14 protein-coding genes and 1 tRNA gene are annotated in these 26708 nt (G+C 59.3%); 4 read left to right on the forward strand and 11 right to left on the reverse strand.

What is annotated here, in order from left to right:
- The first annotated feature begins 46 nt into the window (after nt 1-46).
- Both NI40_RS18060 and NI40_RS18065 read left to right on the forward strand, forming a co-directional pair.
- On the forward strand, nt 47-1816 hold the full coding sequence (locus NI40_RS18060) for an ABC transporter permease (protein WP_023309073.1): 1770 nt from the start codon (nt 47-49) through the stop codon (nt 1814-1816).
- Entirely contained in the window at nt 1809-2879 is a 1071-nt protein-coding gene (locus NI40_RS18065) for an ABC transporter ATP-binding protein (RefSeq protein ID WP_039263304.1), read from the forward strand. Before NI40_RS18060 ends, NI40_RS18065 begins: the two co-directional genes overlap by 8 nt.
- 426 nt (nt 2880-3305) lie before the next feature.
- On the opposite strand, the gene NI40_RS18070 is transcribed toward NI40_RS18065, so the two are convergent.
- Nucleotides 3306-3554 (reverse strand): hypothetical protein, encoded by a 249-nt coding sequence (locus tag NI40_RS18070; RefSeq protein ID WP_045143038.1) that lies wholly within the window; start codon nt 3552-3554, stop codon nt 3306-3308.
- 2 nt (nt 3555-3556) lie between these two features.
- A complete protein-coding gene (locus tag NI40_RS24360) occupies nt 3557-4180 on the reverse strand; it encodes a VENN motif pre-toxin domain-containing protein (protein WP_039263303.1) in 624 nt (207 codons plus the stop codon).
- On the opposite strand from NI40_RS24360, the gene NI40_RS24155 reads away from it, so the two are divergent.
- The gene (locus tag NI40_RS24155) at nt 4169-4369 is read left to right on the forward strand and encodes a hypothetical protein (RefSeq protein ID WP_039263302.1); all 201 of its coding nucleotides are present in this window, start codon (nt 4169-4171) and stop codon (nt 4367-4369) included. The genes NI40_RS24360 and NI40_RS24155 overlap by 12 nt on opposite strands.
- A gap of 32 nt (nt 4370-4401) precedes the next feature.
- On the opposite strand, the gene NI40_RS18085 is transcribed toward NI40_RS24155, so the two are convergent.
- From NI40_RS18085 to actS, 6 genes are all read right to left on the reverse strand, one after another.
- The gene (locus NI40_RS18085; protein WP_257721148.1) at nt 4402-4725 is read right to left on the reverse strand and encodes a contact-dependent growth inhibition system immunity protein; all 324 of its coding nucleotides are present in this window, start codon (nt 4723-4725) and stop codon (nt 4402-4404) included.
- Nucleotides 4726-4975: 250 nt separating this feature from the next.
- Nucleotides 4976-5227 carry a MafI family immunity protein gene (locus NI40_RS18090; RefSeq protein ID WP_039263471.1) on the reverse strand — a complete coding sequence of 84 codons (252 nt, stop codon included), beginning with the start codon at nt 5225-5227 and terminating at the stop codon, nt 4976-4978.
- A gap of 10 nt (nt 5228-5237) precedes the next feature.
- The gene (locus tag NI40_RS18095) at nt 5238-18509 is read right to left on the reverse strand and encodes a hemagglutinin repeat-containing protein (RefSeq protein WP_082454920.1); all 13272 of its coding nucleotides are present in this window, start codon (nt 18507-18509) and stop codon (nt 5238-5240) included.
- Between the two features lie 14 nt (nt 18510-18523).
- A complete protein-coding gene (locus NI40_RS18100) occupies nt 18524-20188 on the reverse strand; it encodes a ShlB/FhaC/HecB family hemolysin secretion/activation protein (protein ID WP_055703385.1) in 1665 nt (554 codons plus the stop codon).
- 424 nt (nt 20189-20612) lie between these two features.
- Nucleotides 20613-20686 (reverse strand) — tRNA-Gly (locus NI40_RS18105).
- An 80-nt stretch (nt 20687-20766) separates the two neighbouring features.
- Nucleotides 20767-21510, reverse strand: a complete 744-nt coding sequence (actS, locus tag NI40_RS18110) for an amidase activator ActS (RefSeq protein ID WP_039262983.1) — start codon at nt 21508-21510, stop codon at nt 20767-20769.
- 163 nt (nt 21511-21673) lie between these two features.
- Between actS and idi the strand changes: the two genes are divergently transcribed.
- Complete coding sequence (idi, locus tag NI40_RS18115) at nt 21674-22216, forward strand: isopentenyl-diphosphate Delta-isomerase (RefSeq protein WP_033146588.1); 543 nt, start codon at nt 21674-21676, stop codon at nt 22214-22216.
- Between the two features lie 38 nt (nt 22217-22254).
- Here the strand turns inward: idi and lysS are convergent, their stop codons facing one another.
- The 3 genes from lysS to recJ form a co-directional block, all read right to left on the reverse strand.
- The gene (gene lysS / locus NI40_RS18120) at nt 22255-23772 is read right to left on the reverse strand and encodes a lysine--tRNA ligase (protein WP_023309094.1); all 1518 of its coding nucleotides are present in this window, start codon (nt 23770-23772) and stop codon (nt 22255-22257) included.
- A 9-nt stretch (nt 23773-23781) separates the two neighbouring features.
- Nucleotides 23782-24880 (reverse strand): peptide chain release factor 2 gene (prfB, locus tag NI40_RS18125; RefSeq protein ID WP_096151315.1). Its coding sequence is split into 2 segments (ribosomal slippage): nt 23782-24804 and nt 24806-24880, totalling 1098 coding nucleotides; the frame shifts between segments, so codons are not numbered across the junction.
- Nucleotides 24881-24970: 90 nt separating this feature from the next.
- On the reverse strand, nt 24971-26704 hold the full coding sequence (gene recJ, locus NI40_RS18130; protein ID WP_039262981.1) for a single-stranded-DNA-specific exonuclease RecJ: 1734 nt from the start codon (nt 26702-26704) through the stop codon (nt 24971-24973).
- Between the last annotated feature and the right edge of the window lie 4 nt (nt 26705-26708).

Below are 26708 nucleotides of genomic sequence, written 5' to 3' on the forward strand. Positions count from 1 at the left end.
TATCGACTGAGTTCGTTTTTCTGGGCCGCAACACCAGGGATACCCCATGAATACATTACGCAGAAAGTGGCAAAGCCTGCCGCGAGGCATCGTCGTGCTGATAACCGCCCTGGTTATCTACACCCCGCTGTCGTTTATCGTGATACAGAGCTTCCTGTCCGCCCCGTTCTTTTCGCCGTCAAAAGAGTGGAGCTTTGAATCATTTGAATTTATTTTCACCGACCCTGATTTTTATAAGGCCCTGAAAAGCGGCTTTATTCTTGCTTTCGGGCTGGTCTTTATCTCCATTCCGCTGGGCGGCGTGCTGGCGTTTCTGATGGTGCGTACCGACCTGCCCGGCCGCCGGCTGATTGAGCCGCTGATCCTGGTCCCGATCTTCGTTTCACCGATGGTGCTGGGCTTTGGCTACGTGGTGGCCGCCGGTCCGGTGGGCTTTCTCTCCCAGTGGGCTCAGGCGCTGATTGGTTTTGTGCCGTGGAATATCTACGACATGTCGAGCATTGTGGTCATCGCCGGCCTGACGCACGTCCCGCACGCCTATCTGTATATCTCGTCAGCGCTGCGCAGTGTGGGCTCCGATGTGGAAGAAGCCGCGCGCACCGCGGGCGCGTCGCCCTGGCAGGTGATGACCTCCGTCAGCCTGCCGATGGTGCGCCCGTCCATTCTGTACGCTACCGTGCTGCTGTTCTTCCTCGGGCTGGAAGTGTTCGGCCTGATGCTGGTCCTCGGCGACCCGGAAGGCAACATGGTGCTGGCGACCTATCTCTATAAGCTGACGAACAAGATGGGCACCCCATCCTATAACCTGATGGCGGCGGTTGCCGTGGTGCTGATCTGCATCACCATCCCGCTGGTGATGCTCCAGCGTCGCCTGATGCGCACCGCCAACCGCTTCGTCACCATGAAGGGCAAGGCTTCGCAGGCCCGCGCGCTGCCGCTGGGTAAATGGCGCTGGGTGGCTGGCGGAGTGATTGCCTTCTGGCTCACCGTCACCATCGGCGTTCCGCTGCTCGGCGTGGTATTGCGCGCGTTTATCTCCAACTGGGGCGTGGGCGTTTCGCTGTGGGACGAGCTTTCTCTGAACACCTTCCGCACCATCTGGGCGCAGCCCAACCTGCTGCGCGCCATCGTCAACTCCATGGCGATTGGCGTGATTGGCGGCGCGCTGGCCGTGGTGTGCTACCTGTTTGTCGGCATTGCCATGCACCGCAAGCCGGACAACACCACGCGTTTTCTGGACTACAGCGTGCTGGTGCCGCGCGCCGTGCCTGGCCTGCTGGCGGGTCTGGCGTTCCTGTGGGTGTTCCTGTTCCTGCCGATGTGGCTGGATAACTCGCTGAAATCCGGCTGGCTTTCCGGGTTCGCCTGGACCGACTGGATGCGTGAAAACGTCATCGTCTGGCTGCGTTCGCTGCGCAGCACCATTTTCAGCGTCTGGCTGGCCTATACCGTGGTGTGGATGGCTTACGGGCTGAGGCTTATCTCTTCCACGCTGCTGCAGGTAGGGCCAGAGCTTGAGGAAGCGGCGCGCAGCACCGGGGCGACGCGCGGGCAGATCACCCGCCACGTCACCATCCCGCTCTCCCGCTACGGTCTTATCGGTTCGTGGCTGCTGATGTTCTTGATCTTTGAGCGCGAATATTCAACGGGTGTGTACCTGCTTTCACCCGGCACGGAGACCATCGGCTCGATGCTAGTTTCCCTCTGGGCCGCGGGTGCCATCGATATCGTGGCGGCGCTCTCTTTCATTAACATCCTGCTGGTCGTGGTAGGTCTGGGCATTGCCCTTCGTTTCGGAGTGAAAATACATGATTGAATTAGCGGTTGACGATCTGCACTTAACCTACGGCGACAATCCTGTTTTAAAAGGTGTCTCCATGAACCTGAAGCGCGGCGAAGTGGTCTCCCTGTTAGGCCCCTCCGGCAGCGGTAAAACCACCCTGCTGCGTGCCGTCGCGGGTCTGGAAAAACCGACGCAGGGGTCGATTGTCATTGGCAATAATAAAGTTTACGACGGCACGCCGCGCAGCGAGATCCCGGCGGAAGAGCGTAACCTTGGGCTGGTGTTCCAGTCCTATGCCCTGTGGCCGCACAAGACCGTGTTTGAGAACGTGGCCTATCCGCTCAAGCTGCGCAAAGTCCCGGCCAAAGAGATCCAGCAGCGCGTGCAGGACGTGCTGGACCAGCTTGGTCTGGGCCATCTTGGCAAACGTCACCCGCACCAGCTCTCCGGCGGACAGCAGCAGCGCGTGGCGATTGGCCGGGCGCTGGTGTACAACCCGCCGGTGATTTTGCTGGACGAACCGCTCTCTAACCTCGACGCCAAGCTGCGCGAAGAGGCCCGCGTGTTCCTGCGCGAACTGATTATCAAGCTCGGGTTATCCGCGCTGATGGTGACGCACGACCAGAACGAAGCGATGTCGATTTCCGACCGCATCCTGCTGCTTAACAACGGCAAAATTGAGCAACAGGGCACGCCGCAGGAGATGTACGGCTCGCCGAAAACGCTTTTTACCGCCGAGTTTATGGGCAGCAACAACCGCCTGCACGGCAAAGTCACCGAAGTGCGCGACGGCAAAGCGCGTATCGAAGGAAAAGGTTGGGTGCTGTGGGGCCAGGCCGGTGAAGGGGTGCAGAGCGGTGAAGAAGCGACGGCGGTGATCCGCGTCGAGCGCGTGGCGGTGGTCGAGGGGCCTGGGGAAAATCAGCTTGAGCTGCCGCTGCTCACCAGCATGTATCTCGGCGACCGCTGGGAGTACCTGTTCCGCACGGTGGGAGATGATTTTGTGATCCGCGCGTATGGGCATGAGGTTCGGGATCCGCAGCACTGCCATCTTTCGTTGCCTGAGAAGCATGTTTGGGTGTTCCCGAAAGGGTGAATGGGAGAGAAAAGGCTGCGGGATGCAGCCTTTTTTGCTTTGACAATCCTGCGTAGAGCAGATGCTGCCAGCGCACCCATACCTTCCACTGCGAGCTGACTCCCGTCCAGAGCCTGATTTGCCATCTCCCCAATAGCTGACCAGGCTTCAGTTTTCATCAGGTTTTTTAGGGTATTTGCAACGCCCTGATGCTTACCTTCCAGGACGTTTAGAGCTTTATTGCAGTAACTGTCACCTATCGCCAGGCTGTCAGAGCCAATGCCCCATCAGCAGCATAGTCTGCGGAGCCTATTGAAAAATCTCCGGTATCAGAAAGGGTATCGATGATAGCGTTAGTCGTTGCAGGTAATGGACCTTCACCCACCTTGTCTCTTTTTCCTGACCGATAAAAGTAAGATCCCGGATTGGCGGCCGGGAGCTCTAATATCATGATTCCAATAATCGCAACCAATCATTAAAATCATCAATACCATACAAGTAATTTCGATCTGAGGAAGGAAGATCGACAGCACCTAAGCTTTGAATCACTTTCCAGGCAACTTGATCGGTGATTCTAATATCATCCGCATCAATAATTGAAAAAGCCCATTGAGCAACGTAGGTTCTGTCTACCACACCCACTTTCAACTTATTAATTACGCTAGAAATTTCGTAACGCGTTGGAAGTTCGTTCATATTTATCTCCTTCCTTGATAATTCCCATCAGCATCATAAATATGGTGGTTCTTATCATTAGTAACGGGTTTCGGAGCCACACTACGAATATTGCCAGCATGATCAAGTGTTTCATACCAAGTTCGGGTTTGACCTGTTTTTGGATCCCACTCTCTTACCAGTCGAGCTCCAGCCATTTCTCCAGTTGTTCTGGAAGGCGTCATATCACCATAAAAGCGATAATTTCCATTCTCCAGTTCCTTAACCCCAGCTTGCCCATATTTCTCAGCCTGTCGATAGTATTCTTTTAGCTTCGCTCCTTCCAGGGAACTAACTGCACGCCCCCCATCTTTTGCTATTCCACCGCCACCTTTCAGCAACTCTCCGTCTGCATCCTCAATTCCAATTTTCAGCATTGGATTAATATCGAAGATATTTGGTTTGTCCTTACTCAGCGAGTTATTCTCAACCTCCACCTTCGCCGTTTCTGACGCCATCGCCGCCATGGAGACACTGCCATCCGTCACCGCAGCGCCTGCCAGCCCACCCGCGATACTCACGAGGCTACTGACCAGCCGTTTCTCCTCTGCTGTCAGGTCACTGGATTTTTTATCTCCATACAGCGCGCTAACCAGATGGTCCGTCATCGCCGAGGCCGTAATGGCTCCAATGGCACCAGCCTTCAGGCCATCCGCAGTGCTCCCGCCACTCAGCTGCGTCAGCGCCGCCGCCACAATACCGTGCAGCGCGGCACGGGCTGTCAGGTCTTTCTGCTCCTTGACAAGGGTCGCCAGCTTCGCGCCCAGCGCCGCATTGCGGGTAAACTTAACGGCTGATTAAGCGATCCAGGCACAGTGGCCGGGATTCGTTATATGATTATTTGATTTATTCTTAATATATCTTTTCTTAACTTATTGTTAACGCTTGAATGTGCTAGCTGGTTTATGAGCTTCCTTATTTGGATAAGAGTACTTTTCTGATCTTTTAGATCTTCTCCTTTTATCGTTGATAAGGCAGCAATTAGTTCGCCATCGTAATATTCACCCGCCAACGGATTTTCAGTCAGAACTTCCAACACTTTCGGTATCAACTGATCAATACATAATTTTTGTCGAATAGCGCGACAAAGATCTTCCACTTTTAATCGCCTTGATGGCTGGTAAACAATTCTCGGCTCTAGAACTGGGATCACTAGAAGAATTTACCTAAAGTAGAATCGCCTGTCTAATCGGAAATTAACGTCTAAATTCTTACAGGAAACGTAGATCCTGCTCAGTAAATTATCCATACTTTTGCATTTGACTTCTTAGCGCGTCTGTATCGCTGCATAAAGTTAGTTACATCCGCTTTCTTGCGGCACGAAATCTTTCCTTTGCGCATTTCTAACTCTTTTTAAAAATGCTCCTGACGTTGGTGTTGGGAGCATTTGTACGTTTTAGCGGTTATTTTTCTGGATTTATATATGTATACCTACTATCAATTTCCAGACCAAGATCAGTAGCTATTTTAAGCACTTGCGTGTACTCATCTTTACTGATCACAACATCATGATCAGCAATATGATCACATAGCGTTTCGAATGCTAATACATTCTCTGAAAACCCAAGATAACCAAGGGCAAAGTCAACTAACGAAGGTTCCAGACGATCTTTTAATCCTTCACCAAATTCTCTAATTTCGTCATTAATATCCATTTCACCCACACTATTTTTTAATAGGCTTTAAAGTTGCAGGAGTCGGATTACTATCCGGGAACGCTGTTACAATTTTCCCACTAGCGGGCTCGTATACCACACGAACTCTGACACCATCTCGTTCTTCCCAAGCAACCCACCTTGCCGGCCTTCCTGCGTTTGTATACGCCCCACCAGTTCCGGTCTGAGCAAACCATTGAGTATCGGGGGAGGTAGCAATGTCTCCCACAGTATGGACAACCTTATCTGCTGACCAACTTTGAGGAAAGACTGTTTTTCCTGGATTTCCAGGATATAGATGTCCCCCTTGCGTAGGGCTATCCCCATATAAAATATGTTGTTTCGCTTCTGGTGAAAGGATATCAACGTATTTCTGGTTTGAAGGTGATAGTCCAAGATCTGAACTTTTCGCAATAGACAAAAAGGCTTTAGCAGCTACGTACTGCACCAGCTTGGCTTCACTCGTAGGTACACCACTCGCCAGGATTTCTGCTGCCCGTTGTGGCGTCATTTCTCCGTCAGCCGTCAATGCACTGACCGGGACCCCAAAAAACTCTGCCCATGCTGTCAGCAATCCTTTAACGGCATCCTGCCCTTCAGGTATTTGACCCTGCGAGTTTTTAACCAGCGCCGCCGTAAGTTCATCCGGCGAAGCGCCATTCTGGATCATACTGGCCGCAAGTGACTGTTGAGATAAGCCAATATCATTCAGTCCCTTAGGCAGACTCAGAGAGTTATTCTCAACCTCCACCTTCGCCGTTTCCGACGCCATCGCCGCCATGGAGACGCTGCCATCCGTCACCGCAGCGCCTGCCAGCCCACCCGCGATACTCACCAGGCTACTGACCAGCCGTTTCTCCTCTGGCGTCAGGTCACTGGATTTTTTATCTCCATACAGCGCACTGACCAGATGGTCGGTCATCGCCGAGGCCGTAATGGCTCCAATGGCACCAGCCTTCAGGCCATCCGTACTGCTCCCGCCACTCAGCTGCGTCAGCGCCGCCGCCACAATACCGTGCAGCGCGGCACGGGCTGTCGGGTCTTTCTGCTCCTTGACCAGGGTCGCCAGCAGCGGGGCCGCCCCCGCTGCCGCGCCTGCCTTCAGGTTACCGCCAAGCGCACCTGCCAGTAATCCCGCCGCTGCGCTGCCCTTCGTCCAGAAGGCACTCCCCGGACCGTACTCGGTATTCTGATATCCGGGCTGCGTCTTCAGGAACGCTTCCTGCTCCTGCGGCGTATCGCCCTGCAGTTTTCCTTCTGACGCCAGCTTCGCGCCCAGCGCCGCATTGGATTCCCGCGCTTTCTGCTCCGCATACTTGCCGTAAGCATCCAGCGCAGAGGTAGCCAGGGCCGCGCCTTCGCTCTGGACCGCCAGGTTATCCCTGACCTTCTGCACATCACCGTTCACGTCCACGCCATGGTGGGCGTCAGCCGTATCACGGCTCAGGTCAGCAATATCCTGTTTCTGTCCCGCCGGGTTGCGAATGACAATGCTACCGCCACTCACCGCTGATGAGGTCGTGCCGGTGTGGCTCTCTTCTGCCTGGCCCGTACCGATGGCCGGTGCCAGGTTGCGGTTTTCACCGTTTCCGCTGCCGCCCGCGCTGCCGGAAAGCGCCACCGTATAGCCGTTGCCGCTGGTCTGGCTCTCGTTGTGGAGATTACTGAAACCCAGCGTACCCGTGTCGAGGCTATTTTTATCTGCAGACGCCGTGGATGCAATCACCGCGCCGTCAAGCTGGGTATGATTTCCGGTGGTGACAGCAAAGCCGCCCTTGCCTGCGAATATCCCGCTCTGTTCAGCGACGCTCTTACCATTCTGGGTGATATTCTCACCCGATGCACTGACGCTACCGGAAGACGCACCATAACACAGCGGCGGTATGCACAGGCTGAGGGACGCGCCTGACGAAGACTGCTTGCTGTCATAACTGGCCGTATCCTGCACGCTGCTGATGGTGAGATCGCGCCCGGTGTTGACCACCACACGGTTACCTTCCAGCTCCGCACCTTTCAGGGTGGTGTCGCGTCCGCTGTTCACCGTAAGCTGTTCATCAGCATAGACAACGCTGTTCGTATTGCGCTGCGACTGGCTGTTTTCCTTGCCCTTATGCTGTGACGCTCCCAGCTCCACCGAGATGCCGTTTTGCGCACCAATCAGGCTCACACCGACACCGACGCTGAACTGGCTGCCGCTGTTTTTACTCTCAGAGTGGGTTGTGTTCTGGGAGGCAGACAGCAGAATATCCCGCCCCGCATCCAGCGCCACGTGTTTACCCGCGATCTGTACCCCCATACCGGCAATGTCATTTCCGGCACGAACAGAGACATTCTCGCCGGCATTAATGGTGGTGCCCTGCGTGTCGGTACTGTGGTAACGACTGTCCTGAGATGACGTCCCCGCCGTTAAAGACACTTTAGCCTTGATGAGCGACGAGTCCGACATAGCGCCCTGCGCCGCGGTTGCCGCCGACTGGCCTGTTCTGATGGCGGTCAGCCGTGGATCATCGCCGTTTTCTGCGCTGCGGGCAGCCGTCTCTGCGGCTTTAGCAGCCTCAACAGCCCAGCCGCCAGCAGATGCCGTCACACCATACTGGGCGCTGCTGCTGTGGTTTTCACCGTCGCGGGTATCCCGGCTCACCCCCATGAGGACATTTTCGCCACTGAGTGAGACCGATTTACCGGCACGGATATCCGTACCTGACAGGGAGAGATCGTTACCGGCCTGCGCGACAACGTTACCGTTTTTGCTGCTTAGCTGGCTGCGCAATCCGTTTTCGAGGCTGCTATCTTCCCGACTGCTGTTTTTTTCATGGCGGTAGCCTGCCGTGGCGCTGTAACCATCGCCTCCCAGAGTCCCCAGCAATTTGCTGCTGCCGCTGCTCTCACTGCGCGATGTATCGCGTCCGGCAGAAACGGAGATATCTCCATTTGTGGCTGACAGCAGAAGATCGTCCGTGGCGGTCATCAGGCTGCCGTTGATATTCACGCTGCCGTCACGACTGTTAACGTAAATATCTGAGCCCTGAATGACCGACGCGTTTTGTGTGGTTCGGGTGCCGCTACTGTTGCTCTCCGCCTTGCTCATCCCGCCCGGCAGGAGCTGATTGCCGTGGGAACCCCCACCCGAGATGGCGCGAATAGCACTTCCGGCGCTCAGGGCGCTCGAAAGATTCCAGCCGCTATTTTTAGTGCTGCTGCCGTATTTCTCGCTGTCTGTGGAGGTGGTGATATCAACGTCACGTTTCGCATCGAGGATCACCGTTTCACCGGCCTTAGCCTGGCTTCCGGCAATCAGGATATTGCCGCTGTTGCTGCCTCCCTGTTTACCGGTGGCAGTCATCTGGATATTGCCTGCGGCGGCAAGATGGCTGCCGCTGTTAAACTCGCCCTCGTAGTGCGACTCTGAGGAAGAGCGGGTGCTTCCTGCGGAAATGGCCATCATCTGGCCTGGTCCGTCAAGCGCGAGCGCACCGCCTTCCGCCCCCAGCCCCTTCACTTTATCGACGGTGCTATTACCACTGTTGCCCTTACCGCGCACGATATCGCGCACGTTACGCACAGTGTCTTCAAATGGCGCTTTCACACTGACGGTGACGCCAGACGATTTGGACTCCTGCTTCATGGACTCAGTGGTCGTATCCCGTCCAGGAAGGATGGCGATGCTGTCGCCAGTGATATCGATATGGCCGGTTTTGCGGGAGGAATCATCCTTCGCTCTTCCGGCAACCACATCTGCCGCACTCAACTGGACGTCATTTCCGGCGCTGATGATGACATTGCCGCCAGCAGTGCCCACCGTGCTGCGGGCATCGCTCTGCGTTGTATTTGCCCCCTGTCGGGTGCTTTTTGAAGACTGCGACCCGATGGTGATACCCAATCCCGACCCGCTGGAGAAAACGCCGGATTTCTTCGTCTTCTTCATGTCGTAGTACGTGTCGGTGTTGGTTGCTGCCTCCACGGTCAGATCATTTCCAGCCTTCAGGGCCACATCGCGCTCAGCGGCAACTGATGAGCCCTGTACCGTCAGGTTGTTACCAGCCCGGAGAGCAACGTTGTCGCCGGAAAGCTGCGTACCTTTCTCACGCGTATGCGTCTCTTCGTGGATGGTGTGAGTGGTTTTCTTGCTGAGGAACCCACCGGACGTCTTTTTCTCCTCCCGGTACGCATAGTCACTTTCCGTCGCAGTGGAAAGGGTGATATCCCGCCCGGCGGCCACGGCTGTATCGCCTGCGGCATAGACATCTGCAGCCTGTGCCGTTACATCCCGTCCGGCGATAACAGTCACATTCCCGCCCGCAGTGATGTCGGTTCCCGACTGGCGAACCGACTCGTTAATCACTTTTTTACGGCCTGATTTATAGCTGTCGCCCTGCGTGGTCTCTTCCGCAGCCAGATTCACGTCGCGACCCGCCTGCAGCCCGACGCTTTTCTCCGCCGCCAGCGCGGCGGCCCGGGCGTTGATATCCTGCCCGGCCTTCAGGACCAGGTTATCGCCTGCGGAAATCGTGGTGCGGTCGAGCCCGGTGCTGTGGGACTCGCTTTTCCCTTTACGGCTGCTTTCGCTGGTCTGTGCCGCGTTCAGGTTCAGATCGTTGCCCGCGCTCAGCCCCGCGCTGCCGCCCGCCTTCAGGTCGCTGGCGGTCACGTCAAGGTTGTGCCCGGCATTCACCAGCAGGTTGCCGCCCGCGGTGACGTTACTTCCCTGATACGTGACGGAGGAACGGCTGGTTTTCTCCCGGCTGGAGCTGAATGCGTCGTTGATCTGATTCGCGTTGACGGCAATATCGCCCCACGCGTTCAGCAGCATATCCCCGCCGGAGGCCAGGTTCGCCCCGGTGACGGTGATGTTTTTACCCGCCTCAAGCGACAGGCCATCCTGCGCGGTAATGGACGCCGTGTTGCCCAGCAGGGTGTCCTTCAGGCCGATGTTGCCGTACTTCCCGCCGGCGTTGATATCAATCTGCTCAACCTGCGTCAGGTTGTTGATGCTGCCGTCCAGGCTCTCCAGCGCGACCGTTTTGCCGCTGATGGTGGAGCTGATGTTATTGATATCGCCGATGGCGCTCAGGTTCAGGTCGCCGCCCGCTTTCATCAGGCCGTTGCTGAGGTTGCTGATGCTGTTCTGGCTGTCGAGCGTCAGGCTGTTTTTCGCCAGCAGCGTGCTGCCGCCGTTGGTGATGCTGCCGCCCTTCAGGGTGACGTTGTTGCCCGCGATCACGCTGCCGTTGTTGACGGTGACGTCCTTCGGCGACAGGTAAAGCTTCGGCACCATCACCGTTTCGCCGTTGACGGTGGCTTTCTCCCACCACAGCAGGCTGTGGTCGAGCGCGGCAATCTGATCGGCGGTCAGCGAGACGCCAAACTGCAGGCCCAGCGACTGCTGCGCCGCCGCGGCGTTGTCCATCAGATAGCGCATCTGATCCAGATCGGAGCCGATGCCGTTCAGGTAGCGGTTACCGGTCTGGTTGAGCACCACGTTGGAGACATAGCGGGTATCGAACGCCGCATCGCCGAGGAAGCGGTAGTCGTAGTCCGGGTTCAGGTTGAGGCGGCCAAGCATATAGGACGAGCCGAGGAACTGCTTCTCGTCGGTAAACGCCAGCCGCGTCTCCTGCGGCGCCGTGGACGACGGTTTGACCCCGAGCATTGCGTTCAGGTCGGCAAACAGGGCGGGATCAAGCTGTCCGAGACCGTTCAGTTTCGGGTTGATGCCGATCAGGTACGGGCTTTTCGGGTTGTCGGAGAAGACAAAATAGCCGTTGTTGCCCGACGGCAGCGGGTAAGCGCTGGTATCGACGCGCTGGCCCTGATAATGCCCGACGGCGCCGCCCTGCGCGGTTCGGAGATCGGCGGTGGTGACCCCGGCGTTCGCCAGTGCGCCCAGCTGGCCGAGGTTCGCATCGCCTTTCTGCGTGGTGGCAACGTTGCTGAGAGGCGTGCCGGACGCGCCGCCGTTTTCCAGCGCGCCGCCGCCGTTAAGCTGCTGCAGCGCCCCCTGAAGCCGATCGTTCCACTGCGGCGAGGTCACCGCCACGCTGCCGGCAGCGTTCAGCCCCTGTTTTTGCACACCGCTGCCGATGGTCTGGTTGCTGAGGGTGTTCAGCGACGGGGTGGAGATAACGTTACTGACGCCGCCCGCGTTAGCGGTGGTATTAGTGTTGCTGATGTTGCTGGTGAAGTTTGCGGTGACGTTGCCGCCCGCCTGGATGACGGCGCGGTATGCCGTGTATACAACGCTTTCTGTTGTTCTCCCTGTAAGCTTAAAGCCAGCAATTTCCTTATTTTTAGGTTTCAAGGTATATTTATAATCTTCAACCTTTTGAAGATCGTCAGGAATTACACCTTTATAAGTGTAGATTAAATAATCTGTTGAAACGGAGTTCTCCCAAGATTGGTTTGATAAACTATTCCCTGAAAGATAAATATTATTATTTGCCAGAAGAAGACTGGCGTTATTCGTTAAGTTTCCGGCATTGATAGTTAAGTTTTTCGCTGAACTTATACGGGCCTGCCCACCATTGGCATCCACTTGACTCGTGGTTTGTTTTATAGCGAACTTTTGTTCCACGGTGGAGGCAAATGGAACATATCCCGCAGATGCTGGCTTAGTATAATAACAGCCTGAGCCATTGTTGCCTGCTGCCGAACAACGCTGCTCCTCAGGGTAATAAGCAATACCATAACTACCGTCAGGTAATTTATCTATCGGAACGGTTATTAGCGAATCACCTAATCCCGTTATAGTTTGAGATTTATCTACCGTGGAGATATTTGTCTTTAAACCATCTCTCACATTCAAAAATTGTGCCGTTCTGATCCCAATATCCCCACCCTGCGTCTCAATATTCCCCGACGTGTTCACCACCTGGCTGTTCGCATTCCCCGCCGCATCCCGCTGCATCCACAGGTTGTTCCCCGCCATGATGTCGCCGCGCCGGTTGGTGATGCTGTCAGCAAACAGCGCCAGGTTATTCGCCGCGTACAGCAGCGCGGTGTTGACGATGGACCCCGGCGCGCTCAGGGTCAGCGAGCCGCGCGTGCCGGTGAAGCCGTCGACGGTAATGTTGCTCCGGCTGGCGACGGTGATGTCGCCCCCGCCCTGCACCGTGCCCGCGGCATTGAGCGCCACGCTGCTGCCGGAGAGCGTGCTGGTGCCGCCGCCGGTGGTGATTTGTCCGTTGTTGCTGAGCTGCCCGCCCGCGCTGAGGTTAACCGCCTGCCCCTGCAGCACGCTGCGGTTATCGATGTCGCCGCCGCTGCTGATGGTCAGGGTCCGGCCTGCCGCCACGGCGGTCCGGCTGGTAAACGCGTTCGTCAGCTGCAGCGTTAAGTCCCCCAGGGAGACCAGCTGGCCGGTCAGGTCCAGCCCCCGGCTCTGCAGCCACAGGTTGCCGCCGCTCAGCAGCCTGCCGCCCGCGCTCTGGGTCACCTGGTCCGCGCCAATATTCAGCTGCGCGTTGCCGAGCAGCGTGCCGCTGTTGTTCAGCTGGCTGTAGTTAACCGTCAGCTGTCCCGCCTGGGTGGTGCCCTGGCTGGCAAAGGTGGTGCCGGTCAGCGTGGCCCGGTCGGCCACCCACGTGCCGCCGTTAGTGGCGTTTGCCGCATTGAGTATCAGGTCGGTGGCCTGCAGCCAGCCGGTACCGGTGAACTGCGGCGTGCCGAGCGTCAGGCGCGCGCCGGAAAGCAGCCTGCCGTCGTTACGCGCCTGCGAGGAGGCGGTCACGCGCGTCTCGCCGCCGCCCTGAATCAGGCCGTAGTTAAACAGCGCGGGCGTGGTCAGCGTCAGGCCATCGCGGCTGACGATTTCGCCCCCGCTGCTGTTGGTCAGCGTGCCGCTGAGGGCCAGCGTCGCGCCGTTATCGCCCTGCAGACGTCCGCCGTTGGTGAGCGCCCCGGTGGTGATGCCGAGCGTGCTCCCCTGCATTTTGCCGTCGCTGGTGACGGAGGCCGCCGTGACGTTCAGCGCCCCGCCGGAGAGCAGGGTCCCGGTCGACTGCTGGCTGACCGCGCCGGTCTGGCTGAGGGTCAGGCCATTCACCCCGCTGATGGCGCCGCTGTTGCTGAGCGTGCCGCCGGTCAGCGTCAGGTTTTTCGCCGCCCACTGCCCCTGGTTCACCAGCGTCGCGGCCTGCAGCGTGGCGCTGCCCAGCGCGGTAATCTTACTGCCCGTGGTTCCGGTGAGCGTGTCGGCCAGCGTCATCTGCAGCCCGTCGGCGCTCTGCACCGTGCCGCTGTTGCTGAGCGACTGCGCGTTAAGCAGGATGTTCTGCGCCTGCCAGCTGCCGGCGTTGGTCACCGCCCCGGAGGCAATGGTCAGCGCGCCCTGAGTGAGAAGCCTGCCGCCTGCACCGTTAATCAGCGCCTGCTGCGGCGCGGCCATCGCCATGCGCGCCATCAGCCGCTGCTGCCCCTGAACGGTCAGGCTCTGCAGGCCGGTCAGGGTGCCCTGGTTGTTAATGCTGTCCTGGCGCAGCGCGAGGGTGTTCCCCTGCACGGTGCCGCTGTTTTTAAGGATGCTGCCGCCGAGCGTCACGTCCCCCTCGCTGAGGAGCTGCCCGCGGTTATCCAGCGTCTGCGCGGTGATATCCGCCCGCCCCTGGCTCATCAGCGAGCCGGACGAGGTCAGCGTGCCGCCGGTTGCGGCCGTCAGCGCCCCCTGGCTGAGCAGGGACCCGCCGTGCGTCCAGTCGCCGGTGGCGCGGATGTCCGCGCCGCTCCCCTGCAGCGTGCCCTGCGTAACCAGCTGGCCTGCGTCCAGCGTCAGCATGCCGCCGGAGAGGGTGCGCGAGGCCGCGCCCGTGGTCAGCGCGGTGCCGGTGAGCGCCAGGCCGTTCGTTCCCTGCATCAGCCCGTCGTTGTTCATCTCGCGGGCGGTCAGGGAGAGCGTGCCGCCGGTGATGCGCCCCGGGTTCACCAGGGTGTCCGCGGTGAAGGCGGTTGCGCCGCCGCTCTGCAGCAGCCCGGTATTGGTTAACGCCCCGCCGAGCGTGCCGCTGAGCCCCGCCAGCCCGTTCACCGTGCCGCTGCTGGTCAGGGTGGTGCCGGTCATGTCCAGCGTCGCGCCCTGCAGCGTGCCGGCGTTCGTCAGCTGCCCGCCCGTCAGCGTGAAGCCGCCGCCGGAGAGCCATTTGCCGTTCAGCGCGTTGATAAAGCGGTCAGCGGCGGCGTTAACCGCGCTGCTGCCCTGCATCAGGCCGCTGTTGCGCAGCTCCGTCGCGCCTGCGGTCAGCGTTCTGCCCGCCACCGTGCCGCTGCTGGTCAGCGTCGTCGCGTGAAGCGCGGCATCGCCGGTGGCCACGATGTTCCCGGTATTGCTCAGGGCGTTGCCCAGCCCCAAATCCAGGTCCTGCGCCTGAATATCGCCCTGGTTGGTCAGGTCGCTGCCCCTGAGGATGAGCCCGCCGTTCACCAGCAGCAGACCGGCGTTATCGAGCGTGTCCAGGGACAGATTCAGGCCGCTTCCGCTCACCAGCTGCCCGGTGGCGCCGTTGCTCAGCGCGCGGGTGGTCAGCGCCAGCGTGTCGTTGCCCTGCAGCATGCCGGTGTTGGTCAGCTGCGCGGCGTTCACCGTCAGCGCTTTCCCCGCCAGCCGGCCGTCGTTAAACAGCTGCGCCGCCGTCAGCGTGAACAGGTTCTGGCTGAGCAGGGCGCCCGTGTTGTCCAGCCTGCCGGTCGCGGCAAGCGTCAGGGCGTCCAGCGCCTGAACGCTGCCCTGGTTATTCAGGCCTGCGGCGTCCAGCGTGGCGCTGCGCCCCTGCAGGCTGCCCGCGTTGCTGAGCGTGTGTCCGCTCAGGGTGAGGGTCTCACCGCCCGTCACCTGCCCCTGAGTCTGGTTCGCGAAGGTGTTGCCGGACCAGGCCAGCGTGCTGCTGCCCTGAAGCAGGCCGCTGTTCTGCAGGTCGCCCCGCAGGGTCAGCACTTTCGCCAGCAGCTGGCCCCGGTTATCGGTATTGCCGGCCTGAACGTCCAGCGCCTGCTGGCTGAGCACCTTACCGCTGTTGGTCAGCGCGCCGGTCACCGCCGCCGTCACGCCCGCTTCCCCCAGCGCGTTACCGGTGTTCATCCACTCGCCGGTGGCCAGGTTCAGGGTGTTGCCCTGCATGAGCCCGGCGTTGTTCAGGGTGGAGTGGTGCAGGCCGAGCGCGCCACCGGAGAGCAGCATGCCCGCCTGCAGGTTGCTGAGCTGTGCCCCCGTCGCCGTCAGCGAGCGGGTTCCCTGCAGCGTGCCGCCGTTGGTCACCGACGCGCTGTTGAACTGCGCGTCGGTACCGGCCATCAGCCCGCTGTTGGTCAGGCTGGCGGCGGTCAGCGTCAGGCCGTCCCGGGCAATCACCCGGCCGCCCGCCTCGTTGCTGACCTGACGGGTCAGGTTCAGCAGCAGCGCGGTGGCGCTGAGCTCGCCGCTGCTGGTAAGGGTGTCGCCGTTAAGCGTCAGCGTTCCGCCGCTGCGCAGCGCGCCGCGGTTAGTAATGTCTGCCACGCCGAGCGTCAGGGCCGCGTCCCCCTCGACGGTACCCTGGTTCTCCAGGCTGTCCGCCGTGATGTGCAGGTCGCCGGCGGCAATACTGCCCGCGTTAACCAGAGTAGTGCCGTTCAGGGTGAGCCGGTCGTCCGCCAGCAGGCGTCCGCTGCTGGTCAGGCTGAGGTAGTCGCTGCTCAGGCTGACGCCGTTGATTTCACCCTGGTTGGTCAGCGTGTCGCCTTTAATGCGCAGCGTGCCGTCGGTGGTGATAAGCCCGCCGTTGGTCAGCACCGGAACGTTCAGCGTTAAATCCTGCGCGCTGTAAACCGACCCGCCCGCGAGGTTCGCGAGTGAACCGGTCTTCAGGCCGAGCAGGGTGGTCCCCTGCAGCAGCCCGCCGTTCTCCACCGAGGCTGCGTCCAGGGAGAGGGTACCGGCAATCAGCGAGCCGCTGCTGGTGATGCGCCCGGGGGCCGTCAGGGTCATGCGGTCCGCTTTTGCGGCGCCGGACTGGAGGATGTTCTGTCCGCTGAGAGTAATGGCGCCGGCGGTGAGTTCGCCGCCGCTGGTCAGGTCGCCGGTCGCGTTAAAGCTCAGCGCGTCACCGGTGGATTTCCCGGCGTGCGCAATCGTGCCCGCCGTCACCGACAGGGCGCCTTTCGCCGCCTGGGTGCCGTTCAGCGCGGCGCTCTGCGCCTGCAGGGTGAGCCCCTGCCCGCTCTGCAGGTGCGCGTCCCGGCCGGTGGTCAGGTCGCCGGCGCTGACGGTGACCGCCCCCGCCGCGTCCGTCTGCCCGTTCAGGCTGGCGCTGCGGGTCGCGGTAATCTGTATATTGCCCTGGCTGGTCGTGCGGGACGCCTGACCGCTGGTCAGGGTGCCGGCCTGCGCCGTCAGCGCCGTCGCGCCGGACAGGGTGCCGTTCTGCTCAAGCACGCCTGCGGTCACGTTCATCGCGCCGTCAGCCAGCAGGCTGCCGTCGTTACGCAGGGCCTGCTGCGCCGTGACGTCCGCATTGCCCTTCGCGCTCAGCGTGCCCCGCTGCGCCAGGGTTCCGGCGCTTAACGCCAGGCTGCCGGCGCTCTGCAGGGTGCCGCTGTTGGTCACCGTCTGTCCCTTCAGGGTGACGTCGCTGCCCTGCGCCGTGCCGCCGTTCGTCAGCTCTCCGGCGTTCACGTCCAGACGGCCTTTCGCCGCCAGCAGGCCGCTGCTGGACACCCTGTCGCCGGAGAGCGCAATGTCGCGCCCCGCATTCACCTGCCCCTGGTTACTGACGGTGCTGCCCGTCAGGCGGATATCGGCCGCGGCATCGGCCCGGCTCTGGCCGTCCAGCACCAGCTGCCCGCCGCTCAGCGCCAGGCTCTCTCCTGCCGAGACCGCACTGCCCGTGGATGACAGCGTGCCGCCGCTGCTGAGCGTCGCGCGGGTATCGCTTCCGCTGCGGGTATTCGTCAGGGTGATATCCTTCCCGGCCGCCACGCTGAGCGCGCCCCTGCCGGTGACGCTGCCGCCGCGCTGCGTCAGGCTGCCGCCGGTGGACAGCGTGGTGTCGGCCTGGCCCGTCAGCGTTGCATCCGAAAGTGCCATCCCCTGCCCGCCCGCGACGGTCAGCGCCCCGCCCTGTGCCGACACGCCGCCGCCGTTGACGGTAAGGGTGTCCTGACTGTTCAGCGTCGCCGCGCCGCGGGAGATAAGGGAGGTATTGCTGAGCGTCATCGCCTGCCCGCTGCTGACCGCCAGCGCGCCCGCGCTGTTTGTCCCGCCGCCCGTCATCTGCACTTTCCCCGCAGCGGAAAGGCGCATGTCGCCCTGGCTGGCGAGCGTGCTGTTACTGAGCTCCACATCCTGCGAGCTGGCCACGTTCAGCGCGCCCCCTGCCTGATGGCTGCCGCTGAGGGCCACTCCCGCGCCCTTCGCGCTAATCGAGCCGCTGGCGAGGCTGTTCCTGACCGTCAGTTTCCCGCCCGCATCCAGCTGAATGTCGCCCTGGCGCGCGGTGAGGTTGCCGAGGTTCACCCCGACGCCCGCCTCGCTGGAGACCAGGCGGATACGGTTCGCATACATCCCGCCGAGCGCGCCGGTATCCACCGCCACCACGGGCGCGGCGCCCTCGCCGGCAATTGGCCTGACGCTGCCGTCGGCACCCACGCGGTTCGCCCCTGCGGTCACCGTCAGGTCGTTCGCGTGGATCGCGGCGTTCACCTCCGTTGCGCGCGCAATAATCGACAGCGCGTCGCTCTTGCTGGCGTCCAGCCCCTGGCCTTCAACCGTGATGGCCCCTTTCGTCACCTCCAGCGCCAGCAGGTTACCGCTGGCGTCAAACTGCGGCTTGCCGGTGGTCAGGGTGACGTTCGGGGTGTTGATAAATCCGCACCCGTTACAGGTAATGCCGTAGGGGTTGGCCACCATGACGTTTGCCGCCTTACCGGCGACTTCCGTGTAGCCCTGCAGCTGCGAGCGGCTGGCGCCCGTGACTTCGTTGATGATGCCTTTCGCTTCCCGCCCGGCCTGCAGGTTGGGGTTGTTCTGGATAAGCCCGCCCAGCTGGGTCCGGGTTAAACGGTCCGTGCCGTTATTGAGGATAAGCCCCTCGCTGCCGACGTTATATTCACCGAACTGGTTATGCGAAATGCCCGCCCCGTTGGGCGTGGCGATATTGACGACCGGCACCCCGTTCCCCGCCCGGTCGACCGTGGTCTGCCCGGCCGGCGTGAGCGCCGCCGCGACGGCGGGTGCCACCGGCTGCCAGACCATCAGGCCGCAGACAATCCAGCTGATCAGACGCTGCGAGAAACGAACGGGTGGGTGACGGGTATCCATAGTCGTAGAGTCTCTTAAAGCATGAAGGCAATGCGCCAGTTAACGCTCACATGATCCGGGCCGAGCCAGTCGGGGTAGCGCAGGGGCGTGCCGACCGAAATCTGGCTGCTGTACCCGCGTCCTGCGCTGCTCAGCCCCACCGAACCGCCCCACAGCGTGCCGGAGGCAAAGCGGTCCTGACGGTCTTTTTCCAGCCAGCCGCCGTCAACGGCGACCGTTGCGCTTACCGCGCCAATCACCGGGAGGGTGAAGAGGGAATACCCCAGCTCGTTACGCCAGTAGCCGCCGTTGTCCCCGGACAGGTACTGCTCTTTAAAACCGCGTACGGAGCTTTCGCCGCCGAGCGTCAGGCGCTCGGCGCCGTACAGCCGGTCGGGCGACCACTGGCCGTAGGCGCTGGTCAGCCACCACGCGTTACGGGCAACAGGACGCTGGAAGCTGGCGTTCAGGCTCCATTTACGGAATTCCGCCCGCGGCATATCCCCGGATTTATTTTCGTCGGTTTCGGCATTGAACCACGGCATGCCGTGGCTCCAGGTCGGGTTGAAGGTCGCCACGCCGCCCAGCATTTTTTGCGTGTGGGTAATCCCCAGGACCAGGCTGGAGAGGTTGCGCGTGCTGCTCTTAAGCGGCGCGTCGTTCAGCCAGTTGCGGCTGGAGCGCTGAACCACGCCCGCCGCAATGCCGGTTTTGACATTCCCGTTGCGGAAAACCACCCAGGACGCGTTAAGGCGGTGGGTTTTCGTATCGCCCGTGGAGAGCCAGTTGAAGCCCTGGTTACTGATGGTGGTCCGGTAGTTACTCCAGGCGTAGCTGTAGTCCAGCAGGCCGTAGCCAGACGGCACGCTGACGCCCGCCTGGAAATTCTGCGCATCGTACGCGCTGGCAAAATCGCTGCTGCGCCCGCCGCTGACAAACCATCTATCCGCCAGCCCCAGCATATTATTGGCGGTGAGCACGCCGCTCAGCTGGTTTTCACCGGTGCTCTTCTGCCCGCTATTATCCAGGCTCACGGATGCACTTAACGGAAATTCCGGCTTGCCCGTGAGATTAACGATGGAATATCCGGCCTGCGTTCCCGGCAGAATTTCAATCTGCACCGGCTCTGAACGCAAACGGTTAATTTGCTCCATCCCCTGTTCGATGTCGCGTAAATTAAGGATGCCGCCTGTCCGTCCCGGAAACGCCATTTTCAGCATGCGCGGCGTTTCGCCTTCCAGACGGATCGCTTCCAGCCGTCCTTCCAGCACCACAATATTCAGCTGACCGCCGGAGAGATCCTGCTCGGTAAGAAAAGCGCGGCTGGTGATATATCCCCGGCTGATATACCAGTCAGAAATACGGGCGAGAAGCTCCGTTATTTTCGCCATATCCAGACACCGGCCCTGCCACGGCGCGACAAGGGCCTGCCGGGTTTTCGGGGAAATGAGGGTCGTGCCGGAAAGGGTAATGGTATCAATGGTGAAGCAGGGCCCGGCGCCAGCTGCAGGCAGAGGCCTGTCATGTGCGGGGCGAGGGATACTCCGCTCCAGCTCTTCACGCTGTTGCTGGTTCTTTAATAACAGTTCCTCCTGCTGCTGACGCACGGTGTCCCGGTCAGCAGGAGTAAGGGGGGCTGCATGGTTCAGAGAGCAAAAAAATAACGAGCAAAAAAAGACGGCTTTGCTGTAATAGCGCATATAAAGGATAATATTTTTTTGGTTTTCTTAATTATGCCAGCTCTGGCGCAATAGAGAATAGTCTCAAAAAGAGGGCTACTATAATTGGTAGTAGTATTTGCGTTAAGTCTAAAAAAAATAAAAAGCCGTGATAAAGAAGAGTGTAATTTCTGAAAGTTTTATTATTCGATCATGGTTCCTTCTTTCACAAAATATTAACTAACCTTCCCAATAATGAGATGTAAACGTCAGCGAGTAGTGCTGATTAAATTACCCGTTACACTCATCGTGCTGCAAACTCTGATGGAGTCTGATATTTCAGTGCTGAATATCGGGGCTCGCGCGATAACGTCTTTGAAGTTATCAATCAACAGCATGACGATATCTGTATGGGAAAGCGTGGACAGGATAAAAACAGGCGAAGGAAGATAACATCAGGAAAAGCTGGAGCGGGCGAAGGGAATCGAACCCTCGTATAGAGCTTGGGAAGCTCTCGTTCTACCATTGAACTACGCCCGCTTTGAGGTGCGTATGGCATTATAGACCTTACGCACCTTCATACAAGCCTCTTAACAACTAACCGGCGATAAAATAATCACTTAGCACTTCGGTTTGCTGCCGGGCGCAGGCAGATAACGCTGCGGGTCGATGGCCGTCGCCTTATAGCGAATCTGGAAATGCAGCTTCACCGCATCCGTACCGGTGCTGCCCATGGTGGCAATCTTCTGCCCGGCTTTGACGTTCTGACCGTTGTTGACCAGCATAGTATCGTTGTGCGCATAGGCCGTGATGTAGTCTTCGCCATGCTTAATCATGATCAGGTTACCGTAGCCGCGCAGCTGGTTACCCACGTACACCACCTTCCCTGCCCCGGAGGCATAAACCGGCGTACCGCGCGCAGCGGCGATATCAATACCCTTGTTGCCACCTTCAGAAAGTGAGTAAGGGGCGACCACTTTACCGCTGGCAGGCCAAATCCAGCAGCGCTGTCCAACCGGCGGCCATGACGATTGCGGCACCTGATAGGACGGCGTCACTTTGGCGGTTTTGCCTTTCGAAGAGGATTTTTTGCCCGAGGACGATCCGCCGCTAACCTTCAGCTGCTGCCCCACCTCGATGGTGTAGGGCGGAGAGAGGTTATTCAGCCGCGCCAGATCCTTCACGCTGGTTCCCGTTGCGCGCGAAATCCGGTATAGCGTATCCCCGCGCTTAACGGTATAGACCGAACCGGAATAGCTGCCCATATCCGAAGATTTGCTCCCTGAACAGCCCGCCAGCAATAGCGTCAGCGTCAGGCAAAAAATGGCGGTGATGGGATTTCTCGTCAGGCTTCCTGCAAACAAAACAGATCCTCGGTCAGCGTGAATGGCGCACTATGATAACAGCCAAAACGAATATGGGTCATGCCCTTTTCCGCTCTACGCGCCAAACCGTTCGTATAAGAATGCAGTATAATGTCCCGGCTGATGGTGCTGAACCACTCGGCATTTTGGCACTGGAGCATCAATGAGTATTCAAGAACACGTTATTTTGGTAAACGACCAGGGAATGGTGATTGGCACTCAGGAAAAATATGCCGCGCACACCTTACATACCCCGCTGCATCTGGCTTTCTCCTCCTGGCTTTTTAACGCAAACGGCGAATGTCTGATCACCCGGCGCGCCTTAACCAAAAAAGCCTGGCCCGGCGTCTGGACCAATTCCGTCTGCGGCCATCCGCAGTCCGGCGAAGAGACGATACAGGCGATAATCCGCCGCTGCCGCTTTGAAGTGGGCGCTGAGCTAACCGATATCACCGCCGTCGCCCCTGAATTTCGCTATCGGGAAACCGACCCGTCGGGGATTGTGGAAAACGAAATTTGCCCGGTATTCGCGGCCCGCATCACCAATGACGTGACGATAAACGAAGATGAAGTGATGGACTATCAGTGGGTGGAGCTGGACGCGTTATTCCGCGCGCTGGACGCGACGCCCTGGGCCTTTAGCCCGTGGATGGTCATGGAAGCGACAACCGCCCGCGAAAAACTCAAAGCCTTCGCGGCGCAATAAAAAAGCCCCTTTCGGGGCTTTTTTTACATCTTAACGCCTTATTTCACCGGGCGCATCGCCGGGAACAGGATCACGTCGCGGATGGTGTGGCTGTTGGTGAACAGCATGACCATACGGTCGATACCAATCCCAAGGCCCGCCGTTGGTGGCAGACCGTGCTCCAGCGCGGTCACGTAGTCTTCGTCGAAGAACATCGCTTCGTCGTCGCCTGCCGCTTTCGCGTCAACCTGATCCTGGAAGCGCTGAGCCTGGTCTTCCGCATCGTTCAGCTCGCTAAAGCCGTTGCCGATTTCACGGCCGCCGATGAAGAATTCGAAGCGATCGGTGATTTCCGGGTTCTCGTCATTACGACGCGCCAGCGGAGAGACTTCAGCCGGGTATTCGGTGATGAAGGTCGGCTGAATCAGGTGCGCTTCGGCCACTTCTTCGAAGATCTCGGTCACGATACGGCCCAGACCCCAGCTCTTCTCAACCTTGATACCGATGCTTTCGGCGATCGCTTTCGCAGAATCGAAGTTATCGAGGTCCGCCATGTTGGTTTCCGGACGGTATTTCTTGATCGCTTCGCGCATGGTCAGTTTTTCGAACGGCTTGCCGAAGTCGAAGACTTCTTCACCGTAAGGAACCTGCGTGGTGCCCAGAATGTCCTGCGCCAGGGTGCGGAACAGGGATTCGGTCAGCTCGATCAGATCTTTGTAATCCGCATACGCCATATAGAGTTCCATCATGGTGAACTCTGGGTTATGACGAACGGAGATACCTTCGTTACGGAAGTTACGGTTGATTTCGAACACGCGGTCGAAACCACCGACCACCAGACGCTTCAGGTACAGTTCCGGCGCGATGCGCAGGTACATGTCCAAGTCCAGGGCGTTGTGATGGGTGATGAACGGACGCGCAGACGCGCCGCCAGGGATCACCTGCATCATTGGGGTTTCCACTTCCATAAAGTCGCGGTTGACCATGAACTGGCGGATACCGGCCATGATCTGGGAGCGAATTTTGAAGGTCTTACGGGATTCATCGTTAGAGATGAGATCCAGGTAGCGCTGACGATAGCGCGCTTCCTGATCCTGCAGGCCGTGGAATTTGTCCGGCAGCGGGCGCAGGGCTTTGGTCAGCAGACGCAGCTCGGTGCAGTGGATAGACAGTTCACCGGTTTTGGTTTTGAACAGTTTACCTTTCGCGCCCAGGATATCGCCCAGGTCCCACTTTTTGAACTGCTCGTTGTAGATGCCTTCCGGCAGGTCGTCACGGGAAACGTACAGCTGAATACGGCCGCCAACGTCCTGCAAGGTCACGAAGGAAGCTTTACCCATGATACGACGGGTCATCATGCGGCCAGCAACGGCCACTTCAACGTTCAGCGCTTCCAGCTCTTCGTTCTCTTTAGCGTCGAAGTCAGCGTGCAGTTGGTCTGAGGTATGGTCACGACGAAAATCGTTCGGGAACGGCACGCCCTGCTCGCGCAGCGCTGCCAGCTTCTCGCGGCGGGTTTTCAGTTCGTTGTTAAGATCGACTACCGCGTCAGCGCCCTGTGCTTGTTGTTCAGACATGTTGGTTCCTCATAACCCTGCTTTCAAACTTGCTTCGATAAATTGGTCCAGGCTGCCGTCCAGCACCGCCTGCGTGTTGCGGGTTTCAACCCCGGTACGCAGGTCTTTGATGCGGGAGTCATCAAGGACGTAAGAACGGATCTGGCTGCCCCAACCGATGTCGGACTTGTTGTCTTCCATCGCCTGTTTCTCAGCATTTTTCTTCTGCATCTCCAGCTCATAAAGCTTCGCTTTCATCTGCTTCATGGCCTGGTCTTTGTTCTTATGCTGGGAACGGTCGTTCTGGCACTGTGTTACCAGCCCGGTTGGAATGTGGGTAATACGCACCGCTGATTCCGTACGGTTAACGTGCTGACCACCCGCGCCGGATGCGCGATAAACGTCGATACGCAGGTCCGCCGGGTTAATTTCGATATCAATATCTTCATCAACTTCTGGATAAACAAACGCGGAGCTGAAGGAGGTATGACGACGGCCACCGGAGTCGAACGGGCTCTTACGCACCAGGCGGTGAACGCCGGTTTCGGTACGCAGCCAGCCGTAGGCGTAATCGCCAATGATTTTGATGGTGACGGATTTCAGACCCGCAACTTCACCTTCAGACTCTTCGATAATTTCGGTTTTGAAGCCGCGCGCTTCTGCCCAACGCAGGTACATACGCGTCAGCATGCTGGCCCAGTCCTGCGCTTCGGTGCCGCCAGAACCTGCCTGAATATCGAGATAGCAGTCAGCGCTGTCGTATTCGCCGGAGAACATACGGCGGAACTCAAGCTGCGCCAGCTTCTCTTCCAGCACGTCGAGTTCTGCCACGGCTTCGTTAAAGGTTTCTTCGTCGTCGGCTTCGACGGCCAGCTCCAGCAAACCGGAAACATCTTCCAGCCCCTGAGCCATTTGATCCAGCGTATCTACGATAGCTTCGAGAGAGGAACGCTCTTTACCCAGCGCCTGTGCGCGTTCAGGTTCGTTCCAGACGTCCGGCTGTTCCAGCTCGGCATTTACTTCTTCAAGACGCTCTTTCTTGGCATCGTAGTCAAAGATACCCCCTAAGAACGTCAGAGCGCTCCGTGAGGTCCTGAATACGGTTTTTTACCGGATTAATTTCAAACATGGTCTGTTTTCTTTTATGGACTTGTCAAAATGCGGTGATAAGAGCGGGATTGTACCGAATCCACGCCCTTTTTTATAGAGATTACTGCCGCTAAATTGGCCAGATATTGTCGATGATGATCTGCAGGGTGCGGTTACCGCGAAACTCGTTGATGTCCAGTTTGTACGCCAGCTCGACCTCGCGCACGCCGTTGTCCGGCCATACCGCCGTGTCAACGTTGAAGGCAATGCCGTCCAGCAGCGGTCCACCGCCCACGGGCTCGACCATCACTTTCAGATGACGTTCGCCGACGATGCGCTGCTGCAGCAGACGGAAACGCCCGTCGAACAGCGGTTCCGGGAACATCTGCCCCCACGGACCGGCATCGCGGAGCATTTGCGCAACGTCCATCGTCATTTCAAGCGGTGAGAGCTCGCCATCGGACACCACTTCCCCCTGCAGCAGGGCCGGATCAATCCAGTCGGTGACCAGTTCACCAAACAGCCGCTGAAACTCGTCGAACTTCGCCTCTTCCAGCGACAGGCCCGCCGCCATCGCATGGCCGCCAAACTTGATCATCAGACCCGGATACAGCGTATCGAGACGCTCCAGCGCATCGCGCATGTGCAAACCCTGAATCGAACGGCCTGAGCCTTTCAGCGTGCCGTCGCCTGCGGGGGCGAACGCGATCACCGGGCGGTGGAAACGCTCTTTAATGCGCGACGCCAGAATGCCGACCACGCCCTGGTGCCACTCGGGATGGTACATCGCCAGGCCGCCCGGCAGCGTATCGCCGCTGCGTTCAAGCTTTTCGCACAGGGTCAGCGCTTCGGCCTGCATCCCCTGCTCAATCTCTTTACGGGTCTGGTTCAGCGCGTCCAGCTCGTTGGCCAGCACGCGCGCTTCACCGATGTTATCGCACAGCAGCAGCGCCACGCCGACGGACATATCGTCCAGCCTTCCTGCTGCGTTAAGACGCGGGCCGAGGGCAAAGCCCAGGTCGCTGGCCGCCAGCTTGAGCGGATCGCGGTTGGCGATCTCCAGCAACGCCTTGATCCCCGGACGGCACTTGCCCGCCCGAATGCGGCTTAGGCCCTGCCAGGTCAAAATGCGGTTATTGGTATCGAGCGGTACCACATCCGCGACGGTGCCCAGCGCCACCAGATCGAGATATTCGGCCAGGTTCGGTACGGCAATACCGCGAGAGTCGAACCAGCCCTTATCGCGCAGCAGGGTCCGTAACGCCAGCATCAGATAAAACGCCACGCCCACGCCTGCGAGGGATTTCGACGGGAAATCGCAGTCGCGCAGGTTGGGGTTAATAATCGCTTCCGCATCCGGCAGCGTTTCGCCCGGCAGGTGGTGATCGGTGACCAGCACCGGGATCCCCAACGCGTGAGCATGATCGACGCCCGCATGGGAGGAGATCCCGTTATCGACGGTCATGATCATCTGTGCACCACGGGCGTGGGCCTGATCGACCACTTCCGGGCTGAGGCCGTAGCCGTCTTCAAAACGGTTCGGTACCAGATAGGTGACGTTATCGCAGCCCAGCGCGCGCAGGCTGAGCACGCTCAGCGCGGTGCTGGTTGCGCCGTCGGCGTCGAAATCGCCTACCACCACAATCCGCGTTCCCTCTCGAAGCGCGTTGTAGAGCATTTCGGTGGCTTTTTCGATACCGCTCAGCTGCTGCCAGGGCAGCATCCCTTTCACGCTGCGTTCAAGATCCTCAGCGCGACGCACGCCGCGGCTGGCGTAGAGACGCTTAAGCAGCGCCGGGAGATCGTCCGGTAAATCAACGGGTTCAACCGCCTCGCGGCGGCGCAATTTTATCGGGGCTTTCACGCGG

It is taken from the genome of Enterobacter sp. E20, from assembly GCF_000801755.2.
In the GTDB taxonomy this organism is placed as follows: domain Bacteria; phylum Pseudomonadota; class Gammaproteobacteria; order Enterobacterales; family Enterobacteriaceae; genus Enterobacter; species Enterobacter asburiae_B.